The 25604-nt window shown below is 63.4% G+C and carries 23 protein-coding genes; 12 read left to right on the forward strand and 11 right to left on the reverse strand.

Features of this window, described 5'->3' with window-relative positions; genetic code table 11:
- Positions 1-5: 5 nt before the first annotated feature.
- Positions 6-653 (forward strand): pyridoxamine 5'-phosphate oxidase, encoded by a 648-nt coding sequence (pdxH, locus tag KSS94_RS06055; RefSeq protein WP_217842124.1) that lies wholly within the window; start codon positions 6-8, stop codon positions 651-653.
- An 87-nt stretch (positions 654-740) separates the two neighbouring features.
- On the opposite strand, the gene KSS94_RS06060 is transcribed toward pdxH, so the two are convergent.
- Positions 741-971, reverse strand: coding sequence for a hypothetical protein (locus KSS94_RS06060; RefSeq protein WP_217842125.1), 231 nt, complete (start codon positions 969-971; stop codon positions 741-743).
- Between the two features lie 149 nt (positions 972-1120).
- Here KSS94_RS06060 and KSS94_RS06065 point away from each other — a divergent pair, with 149 nt between their 5' ends.
- The gene (locus tag KSS94_RS06065) at positions 1121-1585 is read left to right on the forward strand and encodes an outer membrane lipoprotein (RefSeq protein WP_217842126.1); all 465 of its coding nucleotides are present in this window, start codon (positions 1121-1123) and stop codon (positions 1583-1585) included.
- A gap of 156 nt (positions 1586-1741) precedes the next feature.
- Here KSS94_RS06065 and KSS94_RS06070 read toward each other — a convergent pair whose 3' ends face one another.
- Together KSS94_RS06070 and KSS94_RS06075 are read right to left on the reverse strand one after the other, a co-directional pair.
- Positions 1742-3349 carry an NAD(P)/FAD-dependent oxidoreductase gene (locus KSS94_RS06070; protein ID WP_217842127.1) on the reverse strand — a complete coding sequence of 536 codons (1608 nt, stop codon included), beginning with the start codon at positions 3347-3349 and terminating at the stop codon, positions 1742-1744.
- Positions 3350-3452: 103 nt separating this feature from the next.
- Positions 3453-4127, reverse strand: a complete 675-nt coding sequence (locus KSS94_RS06075; RefSeq protein WP_217842128.1) for a COG3650 family protein — start codon at positions 4125-4127, stop codon at positions 3453-3455.
- Between the two features lie 305 nt (positions 4128-4432).
- On the opposite strand from KSS94_RS06075, the gene KSS94_RS06080 reads away from it, so the two are divergent.
- On the forward strand, positions 4433-5851 hold the full coding sequence (locus KSS94_RS06080) for an IS1182 family transposase (RefSeq protein WP_217840929.1): 1419 nt from the start codon (positions 4433-4435) through the stop codon (positions 5849-5851).
- Between the two features lie 104 nt (positions 5852-5955).
- On the opposite strand, the gene KSS94_RS06085 is transcribed toward KSS94_RS06080, so the two are convergent.
- The 5 genes from KSS94_RS06085 to KSS94_RS06105 all read right to left on the reverse strand — a co-directional run bounded on the left by KSS94_RS06085 (position 5956) and on the right by KSS94_RS06105 (position 10950).
- Positions 5956-6657 carry an ABC transporter ATP-binding protein gene (locus KSS94_RS06085; RefSeq protein WP_217842129.1) on the reverse strand — a complete coding sequence of 234 codons (702 nt, stop codon included), beginning with the start codon at positions 6655-6657 and terminating at the stop codon, positions 5956-5958.
- Positions 6658-7425, reverse strand: coding sequence for a high-affinity branched-chain amino acid ABC transporter ATP-binding protein LivG (gene livG, locus KSS94_RS06090; protein WP_084856089.1), 768 nt, complete (start codon positions 7423-7425; stop codon positions 6658-6660).
- The gene (locus KSS94_RS06095) at positions 7422-8678 is read right to left on the reverse strand and encodes a high-affinity branched-chain amino acid ABC transporter permease LivM (protein ID WP_217842130.1); all 1257 of its coding nucleotides are present in this window, start codon (positions 8676-8678) and stop codon (positions 7422-7424) included. The genes livG and KSS94_RS06095 overlap by 4 nt, the downstream gene beginning before the upstream one ends.
- A complete protein-coding gene (gene livH / locus KSS94_RS06100; protein ID WP_217842131.1) occupies positions 8675-9598 on the reverse strand; it encodes a high-affinity branched-chain amino acid ABC transporter permease LivH in 924 nt (307 codons plus the stop codon). The genes KSS94_RS06095 and livH overlap by 4 nt, the downstream gene beginning before the upstream one ends.
- 236 nt (positions 9599-9834) lie before the next feature.
- Positions 9835-10950 carry a branched-chain amino acid ABC transporter substrate-binding protein gene (locus KSS94_RS06105; RefSeq protein WP_217842132.1) on the reverse strand — a complete coding sequence of 372 codons (1116 nt, stop codon included), beginning with the start codon at positions 10948-10950 and terminating at the stop codon, positions 9835-9837.
- Positions 10951-11310: 360 nt separating this feature from the next.
- Here KSS94_RS06105 and KSS94_RS06110 point away from each other — a divergent pair, with 360 nt between their 5' ends.
- A complete protein-coding gene (locus tag KSS94_RS06110; RefSeq protein WP_217842133.1) occupies positions 11311-11616 on the forward strand; it encodes a DUF2288 domain-containing protein in 306 nt (101 codons plus the stop codon).
- A 274-nt stretch (positions 11617-11890) separates the two neighbouring features.
- On the opposite strand, the gene KSS94_RS06115 is transcribed toward KSS94_RS06110, so the two are convergent.
- Positions 11891-14074: a hypothetical protein gene (locus KSS94_RS06115; RefSeq protein ID WP_217842134.1), complete on the reverse strand. Its 2184-nt coding sequence runs from the start codon at positions 14072-14074 to the stop codon at positions 11891-11893.
- Positions 14075-14266: 192 nt separating this feature from the next.
- Between KSS94_RS06115 and KSS94_RS06120 the strand changes: the two genes are divergently transcribed.
- Positions 14267-15154, forward strand: a complete 888-nt coding sequence (locus tag KSS94_RS06120) for an NAD(P)-dependent oxidoreductase (protein ID WP_217842135.1) — start codon at positions 14267-14269, stop codon at positions 15152-15154.
- Here the strand turns inward: KSS94_RS06120 and KSS94_RS06125 are convergent.
- Both KSS94_RS06125 and rapA read right to left on the reverse strand, forming a co-directional pair.
- Positions 15054-17318, reverse strand: a complete 2265-nt coding sequence (locus tag KSS94_RS06125; RefSeq protein ID WP_217842136.1) for a putative bifunctional diguanylate cyclase/phosphodiesterase — start codon at positions 17316-17318, stop codon at positions 15054-15056. The two genes, KSS94_RS06120 and KSS94_RS06125, sit on opposite strands and share 101 nt — an antisense overlap.
- 225 nt (positions 17319-17543) lie before the next feature.
- Positions 17544-20390, reverse strand: a complete 2847-nt coding sequence (rapA, locus tag KSS94_RS06130) for an RNA polymerase-associated protein RapA (RefSeq protein WP_217842137.1) — start codon at positions 20388-20390, stop codon at positions 17544-17546.
- Between the two features lie 126 nt (positions 20391-20516).
- Here rapA and KSS94_RS06135 point away from each other — a divergent pair, with 126 nt between their 5' ends.
- The 7 genes from KSS94_RS06135 to KSS94_RS06160 all read left to right on the forward strand — a co-directional run bounded on the left by KSS94_RS06135 (position 20517) and on the right by KSS94_RS06160 (position 25494).
- A complete protein-coding gene (locus KSS94_RS06135; protein WP_217842138.1) occupies positions 20517-21212 on the forward strand; it encodes a M949_RS01915 family surface polysaccharide biosynthesis protein in 696 nt (231 codons plus the stop codon).
- Positions 21213-21321: 109 nt separating this feature from the next.
- Positions 21322-21654: an aspartate-semialdehyde dehydrogenase gene (locus KSS94_RS06140; RefSeq protein ID WP_217842139.1), complete on the forward strand. Its 333-nt coding sequence runs from the start codon at positions 21322-21324 to the stop codon at positions 21652-21654.
- 58 nt (positions 21655-21712) lie between these two features.
- On the forward strand, positions 21713-21874 hold the full coding sequence (locus KSS94_RS06145) for a hypothetical protein (RefSeq protein ID WP_217842140.1): 162 nt from the start codon (positions 21713-21715) through the stop codon (positions 21872-21874).
- A 135-nt stretch (positions 21875-22009) separates the two neighbouring features.
- Positions 22010-22126 carry a cytochrome c oxidase subunit CcoM gene (gene ccoM, locus KSS94_RS27400; protein WP_011532604.1) on the forward strand — a complete coding sequence of 39 codons (117 nt, stop codon included), beginning with the start codon at positions 22010-22012 and terminating at the stop codon, positions 22124-22126.
- 314 nt (positions 22127-22440) lie between these two features.
- Positions 22441-24429 carry an FUSC family protein gene (locus KSS94_RS06150; protein ID WP_217842141.1) on the forward strand — a complete coding sequence of 663 codons (1989 nt, stop codon included), beginning with the start codon at positions 22441-22443 and terminating at the stop codon, positions 24427-24429.
- The gene (locus KSS94_RS06155) at positions 24416-24622 is read left to right on the forward strand and encodes a DUF1656 domain-containing protein (RefSeq protein ID WP_217842142.1); all 207 of its coding nucleotides are present in this window, start codon (positions 24416-24418) and stop codon (positions 24620-24622) included. The genes KSS94_RS06150 and KSS94_RS06155 overlap by 14 nt, the downstream gene beginning before the upstream one ends.
- 11 nt (positions 24623-24633) lie before the next feature.
- A complete protein-coding gene (locus tag KSS94_RS06160; RefSeq protein ID WP_217842143.1) occupies positions 24634-25494 on the forward strand; it encodes an efflux RND transporter periplasmic adaptor subunit in 861 nt (286 codons plus the stop codon).
- The last annotated feature ends 110 nt before the right edge of the window (positions 25495-25604 follow it).

Genomic DNA, 25604 nt, shown 5'->3' on the forward strand with positions numbered 1-25604 from the left:
CAGTCATGACCCAATCCCTGGCCGATATGCGCCGCGACTATACCCGTGATGGCCTGGCCGAAGCCCAGGCCCCGGGGGAGCCGTTCGCGCTGTTCCACCAATGGTTCGCCGACGCGGTGAAAACCGAGCAGCTGCCGGTGGAAGCCAACGCCATGACCCTGGCCACGGTCGACGCCGACGGCCGCCCGCATTGCCGGGTGCTGCTGCTCAAGGCACTCGACGCCCGTGGTTTCACCTTTTTCACCAACTACGAGAGCGCCAAGGGCCAGCACATCGCCGCGAACCCTTTCGCTGCGATGACCTTCTTCTGGCCGGCGCTGGAGCGCCAGGTGCGCATCGAGGGGCGGGTGGAAAAGGTCACGGCCAAGGAGTCCGACGACTACTACCAGGTGCGCCCGCTGGGCAGCCGCCTGGGGGCCTGGGCCTCGCCGCAGAGCCGGGTGATTGCCGACCGCGCCGAGCTGGAAGGGCTGGTGAAAGCCACCGAAGCGCGCTTCAGCGACACCCAACCCCATTGCCCGCAACACTGGGGCGGTTACCGTTTGCTGCCGGAACGTGTGGAGTTCTGGCAGGGCCGGGCGAGCCGCCTGCATGACCGGCTGAATTACCGGCTGGTGGATGGGCAGTGGTTGCGTGAGCGCCTGGCGCCGTGAATTGAATCAGGCCCAATCGTCGGCAAGCCGGTTCCCACAGACCCTGTAGGAGCCGGCTTGCCGGCGATTGGGCTGCTACGCAGCCCCTCATCGACCTTTTTCGGCCTCCCGCTGCAACCATTCCCCCAACGCCTTGCGCTTGACCTTCTCCTTGCGCGCCCGCTGCAGCAACGCCAGCATGTAAGCCCGCCGCTGCGGGTCATCTCCGGCCAGCGACAGCGCAAGATCACGGTCCATCCAGCGGCGCATGCGAACATAGAGCCAACCATGGAAATACAGGCCGGCAATCGTGACTATGACCACGATGAAGTAATCCATGGCTATCCTTGGTCCAACGTGAAAAGCCCGCTCCACAGCCGCTGCTGGCTGTACCCGAGCTGAATGAGAACAAATTTATAACATTTGCACCGTGACACCCGTCATGGCTAAGCGTCTAATCCTCACCGTGACTAATGGAGATTTTTCCCATGCGTAAATCCGTTTTGCTGGTGGCGAGCTTCACCACCATGTCGCTGCTGCTGGGCGGCTGCCAGTCGTCGCTGACCGGCGACAGTTACTCCCGTGATGAGGCCCGTCGCGTGCAGACCGTGCGTATGGGTACCATCGAATCCCTACGCCCGGTCAAGATCGAAGGCACCAAGACCCCGATCGGCGGCGGCGCTGGCGCCATCGTCGGTGGTGTGGCCGGTTCCGCCGTCGGCGGTGGCCGTGGCAGCATCGTCGCTGCGGTGATCGGTGCCGTGGCCGGTGGCCTGGCAGGTTCTGCGGCCGAAGAAGGCCTGACCCGCACCCAGGGCGTGGAAATTACCGTGCGTGAAGACGACGGCAGCATGCGTGCTTATGTGCAGCAAGTGCAGCAGAACGAGATCTTCCGCGTGGGTGAGCGCGTGCGCATCATGACCGTGGATGGCACCAGTCGCGTTTCGCACTGACCGGCGTATAAAACAAAACCCCGAACGGGCCTGGCCTGTTCGGGGTTTTTATTTTTTGCACTGGCCCTATCGCCGGCAAGCCGGCTCCTACAGGGAAATGCAAAACTCTGTAGGAGCCGGCTTGCCGGCGATAGGGCCCTTGCAGGCCGTAAAGCTTCAGAGCCCGAGAATGTCCCGCGCCACCGCCTCGGCAATGCGAATGCCATCGACACCCGCCGACAGGATGCCGCCGGCATAGCCTGCACCTTCACCAGCCGGGAACAGGCCCTTGAGGTTCAGGCTCTGCAGGTCGGCGCCACGGGTGATGCGCAGTGGCGACGAGGTGCGCGTCTCGATGCCGGTCAGCACCGCGTCGTGCAGGTTGTAGCCTTTGATCTGGCGGTCAAAGGCCGGCAGTGCCTCGCGGATCGCTTCGATGGCGAAGGCCGGCAGGCTCGGCGCCAGGTCGCCCAGGGTGACACCCGGCTTGTACGACGGCTCGACGCTGCCGATGGCAGTGGATGGGCGCCCGGCAACGAAGTCGCCGACCAGCTGCGCCGGTGCCTGGTAGTTGCTGCCGCCCATCACGTAGGCGTGGGCTTCCAGGCGTTCCTGCAGTTCGATACCGGCTAGCGGTCCGCCCGGGTAGTCACGCTCGGGGTCGATACCCACGACAATGCCCGAGTTGGCGTTGCGCTCGTTACGCGAATACTGGCTCATGCCGTTGGTGACCACGCGCCCCGGCTCGCTGGTGGCGGCGACCACGGTGCCGCCCGGGCACATGCAGAAGCTGTACACCGAACGGCCGTTCTTGGCATGGTGCACCAGCTTGTAGTCGGCGGCGCCCAGCTTCGGGTGGCCGGCGTACTTGCCCAGGCGCGCCTTGTCGATCAGCGACTGCGGGTGTTCGATACGGAAGCCCACCGAGAACGGCTTGGCCTCCATGAACACGCCTTTGGCGTGGAGCATGCGGAAGGTATCGCGGGCGCTGTGGCCCAGGGCCAGCACCACGTGGCGCGAATCCAGCTGCTCGCCGCTTTGCAGTACCACACCGGTCAACTGCTCGCCGTCGGTGACCAGGTCGGTGACCTTCTGCTCGAAGCGCACTTCGCCGCCCAGGTTGATGATTTCTTCGCGCATCTTCTCGACCATGCTGGTCAGGCGGAAGGTACCGATGTGTGGCTTGTTGATGTACAGGATCTCATCTGGCGCACCGGCTTTGACGAACTCTTCGAGCACCTTGCGGCCGTGGTGCTGCGGGTCCTTGATCTGGCTGTAGAGCTTGCCGTCGGAGAAGGTGCCGGCGCCGCCTTCGCCGAACTGCACGTTGGACTCGGCGTTGAGCACGCTTTTGCGCCACAGGCCCCAGGTATCCTTGGTGCGCTGGCGCACTTCCTTGCCGCGCTCGAGCACGATCGGCTTGAAGCCCATCTGGGCCAGCAGCAGGCCGGCAAAGATACCGCAGGGGCCAAAGCCGACCACCAGCGGGCGCTGCGCCAGGTCAGCTGGCGCTTGGCCTACGAACTTGTAGCTGACATCCGGGGCCACGCCGATCTTCGGGTCGTCGGCGAATTTTTTCAGCAGCTCGGCTTCGTTGCTGGTTTCGAGGTCGAGGGTGTAGATGAACAGCAGTTCGCTGTTCTTCTTGCGCGCGTCGTAGCTGCGCTTGAACAGGGTGAAGCCGAGCAGTTGCTCATCTGCGATGCCCAGGCGCTGGACGATGGCTGCGCGCAGCTCGTCGTCGGAGTGGTCCAGGGGCAGCTTGAGTTCGTTGATTCGTAGCATGGCAGGGTCCAGTATCCCGGCCATGGGCGGCCGGCGGCTTTACACAAACCGCCAAGTATAAGCTGTTCGCCGCCCCGGCTGGCAGGTTAAAAGTGCCCGGCGGTCAGAGGTCGCGGGCACCGCCGTAGTAGGCGCAGCCCTGCAGGGTCTTGCCGTCGATGCGCAGCTCGGCCTTGAGGTGGCGGATGGCGCCGGTGGCGGGGTCGACGCAGCGCTGCGGCGCGACCCACAGCTCGACACGCTGGCCGTTGGCCTCGCTGGACAGGCTCAGGCCACCACCGGGCATTTCTTCTTCAAGGAATGGCAGCGGCAGCGGTTGCTGGCCAACGCGGTTGAGCACCATGCCCTTGCCGCTGGCCTTGATGTCCCAGTCCGGTTCGTGGCCGCTGGCGCGCAGGGTGAGCTGTTTGAAGTTGGGGTCTTCGCAGCCGCGGGCGCCGGGTTCCAGGCGGTACAGGCGGGTGACATCGACCTGGCCGTCGCTGCCGGCCTGCTTGCTGCCGGCCAGGCGGCCGCGCAGGTCGGCGAACAGCTTGTCCTTGGAGTCCTTGGCCAGGTTGGCGGCTTCCTGCAGGATCGCGGTGCTGCCGGCGTCGTTGATGACGAACTGGCGGGCTTCGCTGCAGGGTTTGAACAGCAGGTGGCCGCCGCCGGCACTCAGCTCGCCCTGCATGCGCGTGGTACCGATGTTCGGGTCGGCCGGTTTTTCGGCCAGCATCTGGCAACCGGCGAACAGCGGCAGCAGGGCAGCGAGAAACAGGGGAGGGGTGAGGCGCATGGGGCGGGCTCCGGGAGACTGTGCAGAAGAGCTGGCCACGTTACTCAGGGTGGGCGGGGATCACAAGGGGCTGTGTGGCTCACCCGCTGTAGGAGCCGGCTTGCCGGCGATGGGGCCGGTGCAGCAGGCGTGCTTTTGCAGGCCTGGCCTCATCGCTGGCAAGCCAGCTCCTACAGGGAATGTGGCCACTGTTGGGGTGCTGGCATCAAGAAAAAAGGGCCCGAACAGACTGTGTGAAAACCTAGCAATCTGCCCGGCCCTTTAAGAGAATGCTCCGTATCGAAAGATACGGAGCATTTTTCGTTATGGCCTACATCCAGGGAGAATCCCGCAGCCAGACCAGTCTGTTCCCGGTCTCGCTGGAAGAGCTGATCCCCGAGGATCACCTCGTTCGTGTCATCGACCTGTATGTCGCTAGGCTGGATCTGGCGCAGCTAGGTTTCGACAAGGCCCAGCCCAAGGCCACTGGGCGCCCCGCCTACGACCCCGCCGACCAGCTCAAGCTTTATCTCTATGGCTATTTTCAGCGCATCCGTTCATCGCGGCGTCTGGAAGCCGAGTGCCAGCGCAACATCGAAGTGATGTGGTTGATCAACCGACTCAAACCTGACTTCAAGACCATCGCTGACTTCCGCAAGAACAACAAAGCTGCTTTCGTTACGACGTGCCGGGCCTTTGTGCAGTTCTGCCGAACTGCCGGTTTGATTGCCGGTGACCTGGTTGCCATCGACGGGAGCAAGTTTCAGGCGGTCGCTTCCGCGCGACGCCAGTTGAACTTGAATCAACTCAAGCGCCAAGACGAGAAGCTGGATAAGCGGATCGCCCAATACCTGGCTGAGTTGGATGCCGCTGACCAGTCTGAGGGCGAGCAAGTAATAGATCGCACTGCGATCAAAGCGGCCCTGGCGAAGCTTGAGGCAAAGCAGCAAGACAACCGCACTTGTCAGGCCTTGATGGAATCGATGGGGCTGGAGCAATTCAACACGCACGAAAGCGATGCCCGAATGATGCGCACGCCAAAAGGAGCGCGTGTTTCCTATAACGTGCAGACCGCCGTTGACGCAGAACACTGCCTGATTTTGCATCACGAGGTGACGCAAGAAGGCGATGATCGCAAGCAGCTTGAACCCATGGCTAAAGCGGCCAAGGCTGAACTGGGGCAGGAAGCGCTGACCGTGACAGCCGATATGGGCTACTCGAATGGCCAGCAGTTCCAGGCATGTGAGGAAGCCTCCATTACCGCGTACGTGCCGCCAAACCGAACCTCGAACCCAGGCGGCGAGGCATTATTCGAGCGCAAGGACTTTACCTACGACGCCGAACAGGATCGGTACCAGTGCCCGGCAGGTCAGTGGCTAACGCTAAAGCAGCGCTACAAGGGCGATCGGATCTACCAGGCGGCGATCAGTGATTGCGCCGGGTGCGCGCTGAAAGCCCAATGCACGACGGCCAAGCGCCGCTATGTCTCGCGTCACGCTCAAGAGGAAGCCTTTGAGCGCATGGCGCAGCGGATGCAGCTGCATCCAGAGATGATGGAGCGGCGTAGATCCATCGTGGAGCACCCGTTTGGTAATCTCAAACAATGGCTATTTGGAAACGGGCGCTTCTTGCTGCGACAACTCGAAGGCACAAGAGCTGAAATGGCTCTCGCTGTGACCGCTTACAACCTCAAGCGAGCGATCAGCGTCCTGAGTGCCAAGCAAATGATGCAAATGATGGGCTGAAGAGCCTTTTTCAGCACAAAAACAAACGCCCCGAACAAGTCGGGGCGTTTGGTCTGGGGCCTGTCAGTGTGTTTTCACACAGTCTGCGAAGGCCCTTTGTTCACTTAACCGCCGAGGTACGCGTCGCGCACTTTCGGGTCGGTCAGCAGGGCTTCGCCGGTGCCCTGCATCACCACCTTGCCGTTTTCCAGCACATAGGCGCGGTCGGCGATCTTCAGCGCCTGGTTGGCGTTCTGCTCCACCAGGAACACGGTCACGCCGTCGCGGCGCAACTGTTCGATGATGTCGAAGATCTGCTGGATGATGATCGGCGCCAGTCCCAGCGACGGCTCGTCGAGCAGCAGCAGCTTGGGCTTGCTCATCAGGGCGCGACCGATGGCGAGCATCTGCTGCTCGCCGCCAGACATGGTGCCGCCACGCTGGATGTAACGCTCCTTCAAGCGCGGGAACAGGTGCAGGACCTTGTCCAGTTGCTCCTGATAGTCACCCTTGTCGGTGAAGAAACCGCCCATGGCCAGGTTTTCCTCGACGGTCAGGCGGGCGAACACGCGGCGGCCTTCCGGCACTACCGCGATACTCTTGCGCATGATGTGCGAGGAAGGCTGGCCAACCAGCTCCTCACCCAGGTACTTGATGCTGCCGCTGTGGGCCTGGGGCGAGCCGCACAGGGTCATCAGCAGGGTCGACTTGCCGGCACCGTTGGCGCCGATCAGGGTGACGATCTCGCCCTGGTTGATCTCGACGTTGACGCTGTGCAGCGCCTGGATCTTGCCGTAGAAGGTGGAAACGTTCTCGAACTTCAGCATTTACGCCTCCCCCAGGTAGGCCTTGATCACATCAGGGTTGCCGCGAATCTCTTCTGGCGTGCCATCGGCCAGGGGCGTGCCCTGGTTGATCACCACGATGTGGTCGGAAATGCTCATCACCAGCTTCATGTCGTGCTCGATCAGCAGCACGGTCACGTTGTGGGATTCGCGCAGGTAGGCGATGAGGGCCTTGAGGTCCTCGGTCTCCTTGGGGTTCAGGCCGGCGGCCGGTTCGTCGAGCATGATGATGCGCGGCTGGGTCATCATGCAGCGGGCGATTTCCAGCCGGCGTTGCTGGCCGTAGGCGAGGGTGCCGGCGGTACGGTTGGCGAACTCGGTCAGGTTGACCTTCTCCAGCCAGTACTGCGCGCGCTCCATGGCTTCCTTCTCGCTGCGGCGGAACGACGGGGTCTTGAACAGGCCGGCGAAGAAGTTGGTGTTGAGGTGGCGGTGCTGGGCGATCAGCAGGTTTTCCAGCGCGGTCATCTCCTTGAACAGGCGCACGTTCTGGAAGGTTCGCACCACGCCCTTGCGGGCGATCTGATGGCCGGCCAGGCCCTGGATGGGCTGGCCGTCGAGCAGGATGGTGCCGCCGCTGGGCTTGTAGAAGCCGGTGAGGCAGTTGAACACGGTGGTCTTGCCGGCGCCGTTGGGGCCGATCAGCGCGACTACCTGTTTCTCCTTGACGGTCAGGCCCACGCCGTTGACCGCCAACAAGCCGCCGAAGCGCATGCTCAGGCCGCTGACTTGCAGAATTTCGCGGCTCATCGACGCAGCTCCATGTGTGGACGTTGCATGGGCAGCAGGCCCTGCGGACGCCAGATCATCATCAACACCATCAGCGCACCGAACATCAGCATCCGGTATTCGCTGAACTCACGCATCATCTCCGGCAGCAGGATCATCACGATGGCCGCCAGAATCACGCCCAACTGCGAACCCATGCCGCCCAGCACGACGATGGCGAGGATGATCGCCGACTCGATGAAGGTGAACGATTCCGGTGTCACCAGCCCTTGGCGGGCGGCGAAGAAGCTGCCGGCAAAGCCTGCAAAGCAGGCCCCCAGGGTGAACGCCGAAAGCTTGATCACGGTGGGGTTCAGGCCCAGCGCGCGGCAGGCGATCTCGTCTTCACGCAGCGCTTCCCAGGCACGGCCGATGGGCATGCGCAACAGGCGGTTGATGACGAACAGCGCCAGCAGGGCCAGCAGCAGGGCCACCAAGTAGAGGAAGATCACCTTGTTGATCGAGTTGTATTCCAGCCCGAAGAACTCGTGGAAGGTCTGCATGCCCTCGGCGGCGCGGCGCTCGAAAGTGAGGCCGAAGAACGTCGGTTTTTCGATGTTGCTGATGCCGTTGGGGCCACCGGTCCAGTCGGTGAGGTTGCGCAGGAACAGGCGGATGATCTCGCCGAAGCCCAGGGTCACGATGGCCAGGTAGTCACCGCGCAGGCGCAGCACCGGGAAACCGAGCAAAAAGCCGAAGGTGGCGGCCATCAGCCCTGCGATCGGCAGGCACACCCAGAAGCTCCAGCCCAGGTAGTGCGAGAGCATCGCGTAGCTGTAGGCACCGACCGCGTAGAAGCCGACGTAGCCCAGGTCGAGCAGGCCGGCCAGGCCCACCACGATGTTCAGGCCCAGGCCCAGCATCACGTAGATCAGGATCAGCGTGGCGATGTCGACGGCGCCGCGCGAGCCGAAGAATGGCCACACCAGGGCGACCACGATCAGGCCGAGGATGATCCAGCGCTGGGTCTTGGGCAGGGTGAGGAAGTTGCTCACCGCCGGCGAGATCAGCTTGCGATCGGAACGACGGCCCATCACCGCGCTCCACTGCTTGTCGAACAACACGCGCAGGAACATCAGCACCGAGCACACGCTGATGATGGTCAGGTTGAACGAACCCTGGCTGTGTACCGCCAGGCTGATGCCGTCGATGCTGAGTTTCAGGCCCAGCACCGGGAAGGCCACGGCCCAGACCAGCAAGGCGCTGAAGAACGCCTGTTTGAGATTTCTGTTCATACTTTTTCAACCTCCGGACGGCCCAGGATGCCGGTCGGCCGGAACAGCAGGACGAGAACCAAAAGACCGAATGCCACCACGTCCTTGTACTGGTCGCCGAAGATGTCGGCGCCGAAGGCTTCGGACACACCCAGCACCAGCCCGCCGAGCATGGCGCCCGGAATGCTGCCGATGCCGCCCAGTACCGCTGCGGTGAAGGCTTTCAGGCCCACCAGGAAGCCGGCGTTGGGGTTGATCACCCCGTACTGCATGCTCAGCAACACGGCCGCCACGGCCGCCAGGGCGGCACCGATGACGAAGGTCAGGGCGATGATGTTGTTGGTGTTGATGCCCAGCAGGTTGGCCATCTTGATGTCCTCGGCGCAGGCGCGGCAGGCGCGGCCCAGGCGGGAACGGGAGATGAACAGGGTGAGGCAGGTCATGGCGATCAGCGTCACCACGAACACCAGGATCTGCATGTACGAGACCAGTACTTCCTCGGCGCCGCCGGGGCCGAACGAGAAGCTGCCGGGGATCAGGTTGGGGATCGACTTGTCTTTGGAGTCCTGCGAGAGCAGCACGGTGTTCTGCAGGAAGATCGACATGCCGATGGCCGAGATCAGCGGGATCAGCCGGTTGCTGTTGCGCAGCGGCCGGTAGGCGACCCGTTCGATGCTGTAGCCGTAGGCACTGGTGACGCAGATGGTGGCGACGAAAGCCACGGTCATCAGGATCGGTAGCGAATGGATACCCATCATGGCCAGGCCCGCAAGGGCGATGAAGGCCACGTAGCTGCCGATCATGTACACCTCGCCGTGGGCGAAGTTGATCATGCCGATGATGCCGTACACCATCGTGTAGCCGATGGCGATCAGGGCATAGGTACTGCCGATGGTCAATCCGTTAACCAGTTGTTGTAGGAAATGGTAGATCTCAGGCATTACAGCGCTCCTAAAAACCTGATTTGCATTTCACTGGTGGGGGATGACCCCGGCCCATGTTCTCGTGGTCTTCGCCACGTGATCTTTTGCGGGCACTGCCAGGAAACCGCGGGTGACGGTTTTAAGATTTTCAGGTGGGCAGGCTCCCGGATCGCGGGAATCGGGCCCATAGAACCTCGTAAAACAAAGCCCACTGCTCGCACAGTGGGCTTCTCGGTCAGCTATTAGTCACGCAGTTACTGAGGGGAGACTTCGGTCTTCGGCTTGCCGAAGTGCCATTCGTAAACCACGAACTTGAAGTCTTTCAGGTCGCCTTTTGCGTCATACGACAGGGTGCCGGTCGGGGTCTTGAAGGAACCGGCGTGGATGGCGGCTGCCACCTTGTCGGTGTCTTCGGACTTGGCCGCTTCGATGCCCTTGGCGATCAGTTCCACAGCCGAGTAGGCCGGGAACACGAACGGGCCGCTTGGGTCCTTGCCGTCGGCCTTGATGGCGTCGACGATGGCCTTGTTCTCTGGGTCGGCGTCGAACGACTTCGGCAGGGTGACCAGCAGGCCTTCGGAGGCGCCCTGGGCGATCTGCGAGATGGAGTCGTTACCCACGCCTTCCGGGCCCATGAACTTGGCTTTCAGGCCCTTTTCTTGAGCCTGGCGCAGGATCAGGCCCAGCTCTGGGTGGTAGCCGCCGTAGTAGACGAAGTCGACGTTGTTCTGCTTGAGCTTCTGGATGATCGAGGAGAAGTCCTTGTCACCGGCGTTCAGGCCTTCGAAGACGGCAACCTTGGTGCCTTTCTTCTCGAGGGTCTGCTTGACCGCGGTGGCGATGCCTTCACCGTACTGCTGCTTGTCGTGCAGTACCGCGACCACTTTCGGTTTGACGTGGTCGGCGATGTAGTTGCCGGCAGCCGGGCCCTGGGCGCTGTCCAGGCCAATGGTGCGGAAGATCAGCTTGTAGCCACGGGCGGTGATTTCCGGCGAGGTGGCGGCCGGGGTGATCATGATCACGCCTTCGTCTTCGTAGATGTCCGACGCAGGCTGGGTGGAGCTGGAGCACAGGTGACCGATGACGAACTTGACGCCGTCGTTGACCACTTTGTTGGCGACGGCAACGGCCTGTTTAGGGTCGCAGGCGTCGTCGTATTCCTTGGCTTCAAGCATCTTGCCATCGACGCCGCCCTTGGCGTTGATGTCCTTGATGGCTTGCTTGGCGCCGATGAACTGCATATCGCCGTACTGGGTGACCGGGCCGGTTTTAGGGCCGGCGATGCCGATCTTGATGGTATCGGCGGCAAACGAATGGCTGGCAACCCCGGCCAGGACCATTGCGGCGAACAGCTTGGAAATCTTGATCATAGTGCTCCACTCATTCTGTTGTAATTCTTATAGTCCTGGCGGCCAGGGCTACAGACCGGGCGGGATTTGCGGCTGGCTACGCCCAGCCGCAACCCCACCTTCCCCCGAGAATCGTGTCCCGGAACTGTACCGGTACAGTGTAGAGCGCTGTCCGAGCGCTTGAAAAGCGGGCGAAAAGCGTCTGGACTCGGAGGTGTCGCGTGATCGACATAAAGATACAGAAAAGCGCCATCGTTTTGCCTGCACCTTTGGCCCGCCCCCACAAGTTCGGGCCTGATCGACCAAATTACGTATTTGAAACCGGGTTTTTCTGCAAAAATGCCGGCCTTTTTGTTGGACGATCTTTGCGCAGGTAAACCCATGACAGATCAAGTAAGCACCCTCTATGCCAAATTGCTCGGCGAGACAGCCATCATCGAGTGGAAAGCCCTGGAGCGTTTCTGGGCCAAGGGTGACCTGATTTGGGTCGACCCCAGCCTCGACCTGATCGCCGTTGCCGAGGCAATGGCCGAGAATCGCAGCGAGATCTTCGCCAAGTGGCGCAGTGATGGCACTGTCGGCCCGGTCAGCGCCGAGCAGGCACTCGACCTGCAAACCCGCGATCCAGAGATCTGGGCGGTGGTGGTTTCGCCGTTCATCGTGATCCAGGCGAAGAAAACGCAATAAGCCGGTTTTTTTTAGTGCGTGAAAATGCGCAGGCGCACCGCAATGGTGCGCGTTGACGCTCACGTAAGGTGGAAGTTGGTAACAGTGGCGGGGCGATTCGGCGGGGCGGTAACAGTTTACGGAATGCGTAATTGCCAGCGCCGGCCCTGCTGATCAACTGCAGGAGCCGGCTTGCCGGCGATAGGGCCAGCCCAGGCAATATCGATCTGTGGTCTGGCACCGGCGTTGCCGGTGATCGCCGGCAAGCCGGCTCCTACAGGGGCCGTGTAGCGCTTTAGTAATCCACCCGCCCGGTATGGCTGTTCAGCGAGATCACCCGGGTCTTGCCGATGCGGTGGCGGAAGATCTCGCGTAGGTACTTCACGGCTTTCTTCACGCATTCGCGCGACAGGCGGATGTCGTTGATCGAGACGAAGCGGCTCTTGTCGTTGATCAGCTCGCGGTACTTCTTCTCGTACATCGGCTTGATCGCGTACCAGTTGGTGTCGAGGATCTTCGCCGGATTTTCGAACTCGTTGAGCAGCTCGTCGATGCGGCCCTCGTCGAAGTGTTCGCTGGTGATGAACTCGAGGATGGCGTTGTCCATGGTGTCGTCGAAGCGGTACGCATTGCGCGCGAAACAGCGCTTGATGAAGGCTACGATCAGGGTCAGGAAGTCGTCCGACAGGCATGGGCTCTTGGCGATCAGGGTGGTCAGCGACAGGTTGGCCGAGGCGCCGATCACCAGCGCGTAACGCTTGAGCGTGGTGTTGGGGAACAGGCTGTTGAGGTGGGTCTTGAGCCGGTTCAGGTCCATGTACGACAGCTTGTAGTCCTTGGGCAGGGATACGATCGACACCACCGAGGAGCAGTTCTTGAAGAAGTGCAGATCGTGCAGCGCGGCGGCGTCGTAGCCCGAGGCCTGGTACTGCTCCAGTGCTGCGCGGTAGCGGCGCGACTCGATCGGCAGCAGGCTGATGCCTTCGATGGCCTGGGTCTGCTTGTTGAAGTGCGGCAGGTCGATGGAGCGGAAGAACAGGTCGTCGATGTCCAGGCGCGGCTGTTCGCGCTCGAACACCTTGAACTTGTCGGAGCCGGCCGGCGGCACTTCCGGCACCACGGACTCGGCGTAGGCGATGGCCACAGGGCCCGCCAGGCTCATGAACAGGTCGTTGGCGTCCAGGCGGATGGTTTCGCCGATGTCGATGCCGGCGCGGCGGAAGTAGTTCTGGTCGTAGTCGGTGGTCACCGCCTGGGCAGTGAGGATGTTGAAGATCTGCTGGGAGATGTACTGGTTGGCGTGCTTCTCCATGGCGTTGACGTCGATGTTCTGGATCGTGCCGTCGTCGCTTTCTTCGGCGTAGCGCATGATGTCGTTGGAGATCAGCATCATTGCGTTCCACGGGCGAATGCGGCCCATGACGCTGGCTTCGCTGCTGTCTTCGTTGTCGAAGTTGTACGAGAAGTCCCATTCTTCAGACAGGTACTTGCACAGCAGGCGCCCGGCGTTGATGTGCAGCGCCTCGGACATTTCGCTGCGGTGGTCGGAGGCGTTGGGCAGCACGCAGATGCCGCTGGTGAAGATTGGCTCGAAGACGAACGAATGCCCGCTCTTGCCGTCGTTCTCGTCGGCAGGCTTGGTGTCGAAGGTCTTGTTCATGTACGAGTATTGCTGGGCCAGGCCGAACTCCGAGGCCATGCCCGAGCCGGTACCGCCGCCGGCACTGAAGATGTAGAAGTACAGGCGCGACTGGTTGGCCTTGATGCCGCAGGAGTCGATCAGGTAGGAGTGGATCAGCTTCCAGTCGGCGCTGGAAAAACGCTGGGTGTCCTTGTTGAGGATGATCTTGGCCAGGTACTGGCCGAGGATCGGTGCGTTACCGGCGCCGCCCGCGTGCACTTCGGACAGGTCCATGATCTTCATCTTGCTGTAGTCGCGCAAAAAGCCGCCGCGCTCGCCTTTGCGCGAGAAGCGGATGCGCCCGGCGATGTCCTTGTCCAGGTCGCCGAGCATCACCAGCGGCTCGACCAGAAACACCGGCTTTGCGCCCTTGTTCTGTACCAGGCGCAGGTTCTGGCGGATCCAGCGCGCCGGGCTGTAGCCCCCTTCACCCTTGAACCGGTCTTCGTTGTTGAACTCGTTGAGGAAGAAGGTGCGGGCGTTGTACACCAGTTCCGCCACGTCCAGGGCGATGTTCGAGCCGCAACGGCCCAGGCCGATCAGGCACACCGACGGGAACTGCTGCTCCAGGCGCAGTTGGTCTTCGTCCTCGACATGCAGGTTCTGCGGGAACACCAGGTCGCGCAGGCCGTCGAGGTTGTCGAGGATGCGCTGGATGTCCTGCTCGGTGAAGTACAGGTACTGCGCCGGCGGCGTAACGCGAGGGGCCGGCAGGTCTCGAGCACCGCCTGCGGTCAGCGAGGTGGACGGGAGCGACGACTCGGGGACCGCATTGGCAGAAGTGTTCGTAGAGGTCATAGTGCGCCATTTGCCTGGGGGGTTGGGTTCCCCGACAAATGCCATTTGGCCATCATTCGGGGGTTTCGCGACTTTAACAGTGCGGGTTTTCCTTGTGCGATCAGGGATTTCCCTATTCCCTTCGAGGTTTTTGCGGTGCACCGCACTGCATCGTCCAATTGTCACGCTTCTTTAATCTGCTTGGAGTCGCTCATGAGTAGTGCATTGCCTTCACTGGGGTTTGCCGGCATCGGCCTGATGGGATTGCCGATGTGCCGGCGCCTGCTGGCGGCCGGCTACCCGCTGACGGTGTGGAACCGCAGCCCCGAGAAATGCACCGAACTGGTGGCGGCCGGTGCACGCCTGGCGCACAGCCCGGCGCAGTTGTGTCAGAGCGCCGACCTGGTACTGCTGTGCCTGGCCGACACGGCGGTGGTGCGCGAGGTGGTATTTGGCGAGCAGGGCATCGCGGCCGGTGGGCGCAGCGGCCAGTTGCTGGTGGACCTGTCCAGCCTGGAACCCACCGCCACCCGTGAGATGGCGGCGGAGCTGGCGGCGCTGTGCGGCATGGCCTGGCTGGATGCGCCGGTGTCTGGCGGCACCCCGGGCGCCGAGGCGGGCACCTTGGCGATCATGGTCGGTGGCGAGGCGTATGACCTGGAACGGGCGCGCCCGGTGCTGCTGACCCTGGGCCAGCGGGTGACGCACATGGGCGGCGTGGGGGCCGGCCAGGTGACCAAGGCCTGCAACCAGATGATCGTTGCCTGCAACGCGCTGGTGATTGCCGAGGTGGTGGCCCTGGCTGAGCAGTCAGGGGTGGATGCCCGGCTGATCGCCGAGGCGTTGGCCGGTGGCTTTGCCGATTCCAAACCGTTGCAGATTCTGGCACCGCAAATGGCCGAAAGCCGTTTTGAACCGGTGAAATGGCATGTGCGTACTTTGCTCAAGGACCTCGACGGCGCGGTCAAGCTGTCCCGCGAGCAGGGTGTGGCAACGCCGGTCAGTGGCCTCGCGGCGCAGCTGATGCGCCTGCATGGTAGCCAGGGTTATCTGGAAAAAGATCCGGCGACGCTGGTTGAGCTGTATCGCAACCAGCCATGAACGCGCCATGCGGGTGGTTCAGGCGCTCCAGTACCGGGCGCAGCGCGCTGGCCGGCACTGGCCGACTTAGCAGGTAACCCTGCAGGTAGTCGCAACCCTGGGCGGCCAGAAAAGCCTGTTGTTCGGCGGTTTCGACGCCTTCGGTGACCACTTTGAGGTGCAGGGTGTGGGCCATGATGATGATCGCCTGGACGATCTCGCAGTCCTTCTGGTTGCCCGGCACCTCGAGCACGAACGAGCGGTCGATTTTCAGCACATCCAGCGGCAGGCGCTTGAGGTAGGCCAGCGATGAATAGCCGGTGCCGAAGTCGTCGATCGACAGCGCCACGCCCTGGGCACGGATGCGCTTGAGCAGGTTGATGGTGTGGTGGATATCCCCCATCAGGGCGTTTTCGGTCACCTCCAGCTCCAGCTGGCGGGCCTCGATACCGGCCTGGAACAGCGCCAGCTCGACCTCGGTGGCCAGCTCTTCACGGCCCAGGGTCAGCGCCGAGCAGTTCACCGTCACCTTGATATCGTCGTAGCCGTGCGGGTTGAGTTGGGCCAGGTCGGCGCAGGCGCGGCGCAGCACCCACAGGTCGAGTTCGGCGATCAGGCCGTTGGCCTCGGCGATGCCGATGAAGCGGTCCGGCCCGAGCAGGCCATGCTGCGGGTGCTGCCAGCGCACCAGTGCTTCGAGCTTGGTCACCTTGGCGCTGCGCAGGTCAAAAATGGGCTGGTAGTGCACGCACAGGCCGCGCTCCTCGAACAAGGCTTCGCGCAGTTCTTCTTCCAGCTGTAACTCCAGGGTGGCGCGGGCCTTCAGACCGTTGTCGAAGAAGTTCAGGCTGTTGCGCCCGCAGGCTTTGGACTGATACAGCGCCAGGTCGGCGTTTTTCAGCAGCTCTTCGGCGCTGAGGCCGTCATCGGGGAATACGCTGACGCCGATGCTGGTGGTCATCACCAGGCGACGGCCGCTCAGGTCGATGGGCTCCTTCATGCGCAGCATGATGCGCTGGGCCAGGTGGCGGGCTTCTTCGCGGTTGTGCAGCGGGGTGACGATGCAGAACTCGTCGCCGCCGAAACGCGCCACCAGGTCGTTGCTGCGGGTGGCGGCCTTGATATGGCTGGCGATCACCTTCAGCAGCTCGTCGCCGGCGGCATGGCCGAGGCTGTCGTTGATGCGCTTGAAATGGTCGATGTCGAGGAACATCACTGCCAGGCGGCCTTCGCTGGCGGTGTGCTCGGCCAGGCGCTCGGCGAACACCTGGTTGAAGCCGCGGCGGTTGACCAGGTTGGTGAGGGCATCGTAGTGGGCAGCCTGTTGCAATGAGGCGCGGGCCTGGTCGAGCTGGCTGAGCAGCACGTTGACCCGGCGCAGGTCGTGCTCCTTGCTTTGCAGTTTTTTATCGGCCAGGGCGGCGCTGATGCTGCTGCCGCTGATCAGCAACGTGATGAAGGCGATGGTCACCGCCAGTTGTGCGGCGTTGTCGATGCTGGGCAAGTGCAACGGTTTGGCTTCGGGCAGCACCAGGGTCATGGCGGCCATGCCGGTGAAGTGGGTGAGCACGATGCCGGCGCCCATCAGCAGGCAGGCACCGTGCTTCATGGCCAGGTGCAGGGTGCCGCTGCCGTTGCGAAAGTGCCGGGCCATCAGCAGCGCCACCAGGCTGGTGGCCACAGCCAGGCACACCGAGACCAGCAGCAGGCTGGTCTGGTAGTACTGGCGGGCGCCGGTTTGCAGGGCGGCCATCCCGGTGTAGTGCATGGCGCTGATGCCGAGGCCGATGAACAGGGCGGTTTGCAGGTAATGGCGCAGGCGCATTTCGCTGCGGTTGAGGCTGTTCATGGCCAGCCACGCCGCCAGCAGGGCAATCAGCAGCGACAGGGCGGTGAGGGTGGCGTCGTAGTGCACCTCGAGCGGTGCCTGAAACGCCAGCATGCTGATGAAGTGCATGGCCCAGATGCCTCCGGCCAGGCAGCAGGCGCCGAGTATCCGCCATTGGCGGCGGGCCAGGCGGTTTTCGCAGTGGCTTTGGCGTTCGGCCATGTCGAGGGTGGCGAAGCAGCCGGCGCAGGCCACGGCATAGGCCAGCAGTACCAGCAGGGGGTTGTGTCGGCAGTCGAGGATGATTTGCCCGTTCGCCGGCAGGTCGGCGAAAAATTGCAGTCCCAGCCATTCCATTGCAGGTCTCTATCGTCGAGTTTGCACTCGTCCCCGAAAAGCGCGGCTGGAGACAGTTCCTGCACGAGTATAGGAAAAGGTGTTTAAACCTTCCTGATTAATGGCACTTTGATTTCTATCGTTTGGATATGAGGGTGATAGCGGAGGGATCTAACTGGGTGTTGCGAGGAGGGGGCATCGCCCTGTAGCAGCGGGCAAGCCCGCTCCTACAGGGTTCTGTCAGGCTTAGCCGGCTACCAGTACGCGGATTGCCTCGAGCCGCAACGCCGCCTTGTTGAGTGCTGCCAGGCCATCTTCACGCTGCTTGCGCACCGCATCGACTTCGCTGTCACGCACGCTCGGGTTGACGGCCTTGAGCGCGGTCAGGCGCGCCAGCTCTTCGTCGGCCTCGGCGGCCAGACGCTGCTGGGCCTCGGCCACGCGGGCCTCGTGGGCCGGCAGGATCTTCGCTTCGCCGGCGCTGATGCGCTGGGCCAGCACGTCACGCTGGGCCTGGATGAACTTGTTGGCGCTGGCCTTGGGCACGCTTTCGAGCTGGTCGTTGAGGGTTTCGAAGGCGACCCGCGGGCCCAGGTCGTTGCCGTTGGCGTCCAGCAGGCAGCGCAGCGCTGCCGGTGGCAGGTAGCGGCCCAACTGCAGGCTGCGCGGCGCCACCACTTCGCTGACGTACAGCAGCTCCAGCAGCACGGTGCCGGGCTTGAGCGCCTTGTTCTTGATCAGCGCCACGGCGGTGTTGCCCATCGAACCGGACAGCACCAGGTCCATGCCGCCCTGCACCATGGGGTGTTCCCAGGTGAGGAACTGCATGTCTTCGCGCGAAAGCGCCTGGGCGCGATCGTAGGTGATGGTCACGCCTTCGTCGTCGCCCAGCGGGAAGCTGGCGTCGAGCATCTTCTCGCTCGGCTTGAGCACCAGAGCGTTTTCCGAATGGTCTTCGCTGTCGATGCCGAAGGCGTCGAACAGGGTTTCCATATAAATAGGCAGGGCGAACTGATCATCCTGCTCCAGAATGGCTTCGACCAGCTCCTGGCCTTCGCCGGCACCGCCGGAGTTGAGCTCCAGCAGGCGGTCACGGCCGCTGTGCAGTTCGGCTTCCAGGCGCTCGCGCTCGCCGCGGGCATCAGCCACCAGCTTGCTCCAGGCCTTGTCGTCGCCTTCGGCCAGCAGCGGCAGCAGGCGTGGGCCGAACTGGTGCTGCAGGGCGTTGCCGGTGGGGCAGGTGTTGAGGAAGGCGTTGAGGCCTTCGTGGTACCACTGGAACAGGCGCTCTTGCGGGCTGTTTTGCAGGTACGGGATGTGCAACTGGATGGTGTGCTGCTGGCCGATACGGTCGAGGCGGCCGATGCGCTGTTCGAGCAGGTCGGGGTGGGCCGGCAGGTCGAACATCACCAGGTGGTGGGCGAACTGGAAGTTGCGGCCTTCACTGCCGATTTCCGAGCAGATCAGCACCTGGGCGCCAAACTCTTCGTCGGCGAAGTAGGCGGCGGCGCGGTCACGCTCGAGAATACTCATGCCTTCGTGGAAGGTCGTGGCAGGGATGCCGGAGCGCACGCGCAGGGCGTCTTCCAGGTCCATGGCGGTTTCGGCGTGGGCGCAGATCACCAGCACCTTGGTGCGCTTGAGCATCTTCAGGGTGTCGATCAGCCAGTCGACCCGTGGGTCGAAGCGCCACCAGCGCTCGTCATCGTTGGTTTCGCCCTGGGCCTGGAAGGCCACTTCCGGGTACAGCTCGGCGCGCTCGCCGGCCGGCAGCGCGACATATTGCTCGGGATTGGCCAGCGGGTAGGGGTGCAGCTGGCGCTCGGGGAAGCCCTGGATGGCTGCGCGGGTGTTGCGGAACAGCACGCGGCCGGTGCCGTGGCGGTCGAGCAGTTCGCGGATCAGCCGCGCGCTGGCCTGGGTGTCGCCATCGCTGACGGCGGCCAGCAGCGCTTCGCCTTCGGCACCCAGGAAGCCCTGGATGGTGGCGTGGGCTTTGGGCGACAGACGGCCTTCGTCGAGCAGCTCCTGCACCGCTTCGGCCACCGGGCGGTAGTTCTCGCTTTCGGCGCGGAACGCGGCCAGGTCGTGGAAACGGTTGGGGTCGAGCAGGCGCAGGCGGGCGAAGTGGCTGTCCTGGCCGAGCTGTTCAGGGGTGGCGGTAAGCAGCAGTACACCCGCGATCACCTGGGCCAGTTGCTCAACCAGCGCGTACTCGGCGCTGGCTTGTTCTTCGTGCCAGACCAGGTGGTGGGCTTCGTCGACCACCAGCAGGTCCCAGCCGGCGGCGAACAGCGCGTCCTGGGCCTTTTCGTCGTCCACCAGCCATTCCAGGGCCACCAGGGCCAGCTGGGCGTCCTCGAACGGGTTGCTGGCATCGCTTTCGATGAAGCGCTCGGCGTCGAACAGCGCCACCTGCAGGTTGAAGCGCCGGCGCATTTCTACCAGCCACTGGTGCTGCAGGTTCTCCGGCACCAGGATCAGCACGCGGCTGGCGCGGCCCGAGAGCAACTGGCGGTGGATCACAAGGCCCGCTTCGATGGTCTTGCCCAGGCCCACTTCGTCGGCCAGCAGTACGCGCGGGGCAATACGGTCGGCTACTTCACGGGCGATGTGCAACTGGTGGGCGATGGGTTGGGCGCGCACGCCGCCCAGGCCCCACAAGGAGGAGAGCATCTGCTTGCTGGTGTGCTGCAGGGTGTTGTAGCGCAGCGAGAACCACGCCAGCGGGTCGATCTGCCCGGCGAACAGGCGGTCGCTGGCCAGGCGGAACTGGATGAAGTTGGACAGCTGCGTCTCGGGCAGGGTGCGTGGCATGTTCTGCGCGTCGATGCCGTGGTAGACCAGCAGGCCGTCGGCGTCGTCGACTTCGCGCACGGTCAGCTTCCAGCCCTCGAAGTGAGTGATCTGGTCGCCCGGCGAGAAGCGCACGCGGGTCAGCGGCGCGTTGCGTAGCGAGTACTGGCGGGTGTCGCCTGTGGCCGGGTAGAGCACGGTCAACAGGCGGCCATCCTGCGCCAGGATGGTCCCAAGACCGAGCTCGGCTTCGCTGTCGCTGATCCAGCGTTGCCCCGGTTGATACTGCTGCGCCATACTGCCAAAACTCCCGCGGTGAAAAAGCCGGCTATGTTAACGGATCGGCTTCGCCAGACCAATGAATCAAAGAGTCTAGCGTGTTCATCGCCTAATACCGTGCCGTCGCGAGGGCCCTGCACCAACATGTTTGCCAAGCATCGCTGGTTGAACGTATTCATGGGGCTGGGCAGCCTGGCGCTGCTGGCCGGTTGCGAACAGAAAACCTTTGAGGTGCTGGCGCCGATCCCGGTGGAGCAGCTGGAAGTGCTGGGGGTGCAGACGCCGCTCAAGAGCGTGCACTTTCACGACCGCGAGGGGGAAGGGCTGCTGGTGCTGAGCCGGGTCGACGGCCAGGCCACCGACCCGGATACCGAAGAAGAAGTCGACAAGGTGGTGCTCAAGGCCACCTTGTACGGGCGCAGTGCGTCGGCCGATGCGTTCAGGCCGCGTTGGCAGATTGAACAGGAAACCACCTGCGCCGGCCTGGACCTGGATGTCGACTTCTATACCGACGTCAGTGATGTCAGCGACCTGAACAAGGATGGCATCGCCGAAGTGACCGTGGCCAGCCACGCGTTTTGCGGTGGCGGCATCGACCCCCACGATATCGCCATCGAGCTGCGCGAAGGGCAGGCGGCGTACACCATCACCGGCCAGTCGCTGATCAGCCCGGCGGGCGAGGAACCTTTCGGTGGCGAGCGCGAGGACAGCGCTTCGCTCAAAACTGCCCCGCAGGTGATTCGCGAACACATGGATGCGGTCTGGCAGAAGGTCTACAAGCGGCCCTGGAGCGACAGCTCGGCGCCGGCTGACGACGGGCCTGACGACGATGGCGAGTAAATGTTGTCCATAGCGGCATGGGCGCGGTTGTGACGCGCCGCACACCTTCATCCGCAGGTATTCAAGGCGGCTGAGCAACGGCCGATAGAATGGCCATAGGAGAACCCCCATGCTGCCGCCGATCATCCCCCTCAGCGCCGCCCCCGTGACGACGCAACAAGACCCGGTCAAGCCGACCCCGAACATTCCGGCGGTGGCCCCGGCGCAGCCGTCCTCCAGCGAAAGCACCATCGACCTCAAGCACCAGCGCGACCCTGACGAGCAGCTTTACCTGCTGCACGAAGAGCAGCGGCGCAAGCAGCAGCAACGCAAGCAGCGCGAAGATGACGAACACCGTTTCGAGGCACTGCCGGGCGATGAACTGAACGCCGACAACACCGTGCCGGTGGCCCCTCTGGGCGAGAGCACCCGCCAGGGGCTGCTGGTGGATATCGAAGTCTGACTGGTCAGCGCGGGCATCTGCCTTCATTATTGGGCTTCTGCTGTCCGTAGAGCCTGCCATGAGCCAAGACAACCTGATCGACTTCGGCGCCGAGCGCGCCAAACGCATCCACGACCTCAACGACAAGCGCCTTGACGACATGCGCAAGGCCTTCGAGCAGGCCATGCCGTTGGCTTCGGGCAAAAAGAAGAAGCCCAAGGGCAAGCCGAAGAAGCGCTGAACCTTGATGCAGGTCAAGCCTGCACCCGCCTCGCGTGCCCGGCCCCGGGCAGCATTGACGCCGATCAATTCCCCACCGCCCGCCATTGGTTACCTTGCTCCCATCGGATCACGGCACACCAAGGGAGGGGCCGTCATGTTCTTCGACAACGTGGTTATCGCCGGTGTGGTAACGGTCGGGTTGATGTTGGCGTTCTTCGCCGGTCTGGGGATTTTCATCTGGAAGGATTCGAACAAGCGCAAGCAGCGCTGATCCTTCCCGATTCACGAGCACGCAAGGCATTTAGGGCGACTTCGGTCGCCCATTTTTTTTGCCTGGGTTTTTGCGGGCCTATGCAAGCCCAGCGGCGCTGGCCACTTCCCTGCAGGAGCTGGCTTGCCAGCGATGAGGCCAGGCCTGCAAAAGCATTCTTCCTGCAGCGGCCCTATCGCCGGCAAGCCGGCTCCTACATGGCGCGCGTTTGATTAAACAAGATGATTAGCTAGCTAATTATTCGTCTGCACCTTATCCTTGCCGCAGTTGTCTATCTTTCTATCTGTAGACCCTCCACCGGCAAGGTCCGATTCGTGCCCATCACCTTCCAGGCCCTGTTCGCACCCAGCAGCCTCGCCCTCAAGTTTGCCGCCAAGACCCTGCTCGGCGGCGGCCTGGCGTTGTGGCTGGCGATGCGCTGGGGGTTGGAGCAGCCGTCGTGGGCGTTGATGACCGCGTTCATCGTCGCCCAGCCGTTGTCGGGCATGGTGGTGCAAAAGGGCCTGGCACGGCTGGCCGGTACCGTGGTCGGGACCTTCATGTCGGTGGTGTTCATCGGCCTGTTCGCCCAGACGCCCTGGTTGTTCTTGCTGACCCTGGCGTTGTGGCTGGCGCTGTGCACCGCGGCCTCCACCCAGCTGCGCAGCTCCTGGGCCTACGCCTTCGTGCTGGCCGGCTACACCGCAGCGATCATCGCCTTGCCGGCGATCAACACGCCGTTGCAGGTGTTCGACCAGGCGGTGGCGCGTTGCACCGAAATTTGCTTAGGCATCTGCTGCGCCACGGCCGTCAGTGCCCTGGTGTGGCCGCTGCGGGTCGAGCAGCAGCTTGCAGGCCAGGCCCGCCAGGCCTGGAGCAACGGCTTGCAGGCGGCCAGCGCCATGCTTGGCGGCGAAGACGATGCGCGCAAAGGGCTATTGCAGACCTTGGGCGGCATTGTCGCCATCGACGCCCAGCGCGAACATGCCTGGTTCGAAGGCAGCCGGGGCCGACAGCGGGCGCGGGCAATCAACGGCCTGAGCCAGAAACTGATGGTGCTGCTGCGTATTTCACGTTCTGTACGCCGTCAGTGGCGCCAACTCGATGAAGCCGAAAGCGCGCAGATGGCACCTTGGCTCGACGAAGTGCGCGGGCAACTGGCCGCGCCCGATCAGCCGAGCCTGCTGGTGCTGCGCCAGCGCATCTGGGATGCGGCCCACGATGAGCACATCAGCCCTGCCGAGCACTATTGCCTGGCGCGCATGGCCCTGCTGCTGGACTTTGCCATGGCAGCCACCCAGGCGCTGGATGATGTGGAGCAGGGCCGGGCGCCGAAGCAGGCGGTGCAGAGCCTGGCGGCCCACCGTGACCTGTCGCTGGCGCTGCTGTTCGGTTCGCGTAGTGCCCTGGCTTTTTTGACCATGAGCAGCTTCTGGCTGGCTACCGCCTGGCCGTCGGCACCGGGCGGGCTGGTGCTCACTTGCGTGGTCTGCAGCCTGTTCGCCAGCCGCGAGAACGGCGCGCAGATCGGCCTGAGCTTCCTGCGTGGCATCCTGCTGGCAGTACCGGTTGCGTTTTTCGTCGGGCAAATTCTGCTGCCGCAGTGGAGCAGCTTCGCCATGCTTTGTTTAGGGATGGGCGTGCCGCTGTTCTTTGGTGCCCTGGGCATGGCCCACCCGCGTACCGGGGCTACGGCCACCTCCTATTGCCTGCATTTCATCGTGCTGGTGGCGCCGCTCAATGCCATGCAGTTCAACGTTGCCACGATGTTCAACAGTGCGCTTGCCATGCTGATCGGCGTGGGCGCCGCGGTGATGGCGTTCCGCTTGCTGGTGCTGCGCCACCCGGCCTGGCTCGGGCGGCGCTTGCGCGCGGCGACCCAGGGCGACCTGGTGCGCCTGACCCGTCGCGACCTGCGTGGCGCCGACAGCTGGTTTGGCGGGCGCATGGCTGACCGCCTGATGCAGCTGGCGCGCCACGCCAGCGAGTTGCCCGAAGCCGAGCGCCAGCGTTGGGACGATGGCCTGCACGGGCTGGATATCGGCGACGAACTGGTGCACCTGCGCATGTGCCTGGCAGTAGCCCAGGCGCCACTGGGCGGTGCCGAGCGCCAGTACCTGCAACAGCTGGAGGCGGTGCTGGCCAGCGGCCCGGCGCCGGGGCGCGGCCAGCGCCTGGATGCAGCCAGCGAGCAATTCATCGAAGCGCTGCGTCAGCAGCCGGCCAGTGACCCGCTGCGCCTGGCCATCGGCGCGGTGCTGCAATTGCGCAAGAGCTGGGGCAAATGGTGCCGCTGGCAGGAGGAAACCCATGGGGTTGCGTGAATGGGCGCTGGGCGGCGTGCTGCTCAGCCCGTTTCTGATTTATGTGCTGATGGCGCTGGTGCTCACCGGCGTGTTGCGCGTGCTGGTGCAGGCCACCCCTCTGGGGCGCTGGATCTGGCACGAAGCCTTGTTCGATGCGGCGCTGTTCGTTTGTGTCCTGTACCTGGTGGTGCGTCTGCTGGGACCTTTGTGAGGAGTAAGTCCATGCGTACAGCCGTACGTGCCCTGGTCACCCTGTGCGTGGTGATCGTTGCGCTGTTTGCCGGTTATCAGCTTTGGCAGTACTACATGCTTACGCCCTGGACGCGGGATGCCCGGGTGCGTGCCGATGTGGTGGTGATTGCCCCGGATGTGTCCGGCTGGGTGAGTGGCTTGAAGGTGCATGACAACCAGCAGGTCAAGGCAGGCGACCTGCTGATGACCATCGATCGCGAGCGTTTCCAGGCGGCCTTCGACCAGGCCACCGCGGTGGTCGAGACCCGCGCCCAGCAGTTGCGTCTGCGCGAGCGTGAGGCGGCGCGGCGCACCGCCTTGGGGCCGGAGGCGATCAGCGCCGAGCTGCGCGAGAACGCGCAGATCAACGCTGCTGTAGCCCGGGGCGAGCTGCACGAGGCCGAGGCGCAGTTGAAGGTGGCGAAGATCAACCTGGCCCGCAGCGAAGTGCGCGCGCCGCGTAGCGGGCATATCACCAACCTGCGCCTGGCCGAGGGCAACTACGTCAATGCCGGGCAGTCGGTGATGGCGCTGGTGGATGACGCCACCTTTTATATCCAGGCTTATTTCGAGGAGACCAAGCTGCCGCGTATTCGCGTGGGTGATTCGGTCAAGGTGTGGTTGATGGGGGCGGGGGAGTCGATGCAGGGGCAGGTAGAGAGCATCAGCCGTGGCATCACCGACCGTAACTCCACCCCGGACGGGCAGTTGCTGCCCGAGGTGGAACCGACCTTCAACTGGGTGCGGCTGGCGCAGCGAATTCCGGTACGGATTCGCCTGGAGCAGATACCGGAAGGGATGAACCTGAGCGCCGGGATGACGGCCAGTGTGCAGGTGCATGAGGATCAGTGAGGACTGCAAGCTATCGCGGGGCAAGCCCGCCCCTACAGGTACGGCGCAGGTTTGAAGGCTATGCGTTCCCTGTAGGAGATCACCCAGCCCTTTCGGGTTGCGCTGTCGCG

Source organism: Pseudomonas fakonensis, assembly GCF_019139895.1.
GTDB classification, from domain to species: Bacteria; Pseudomonadota; Gammaproteobacteria; order Pseudomonadales; family Pseudomonadaceae; genus Aquipseudomonas; species Aquipseudomonas fakonensis.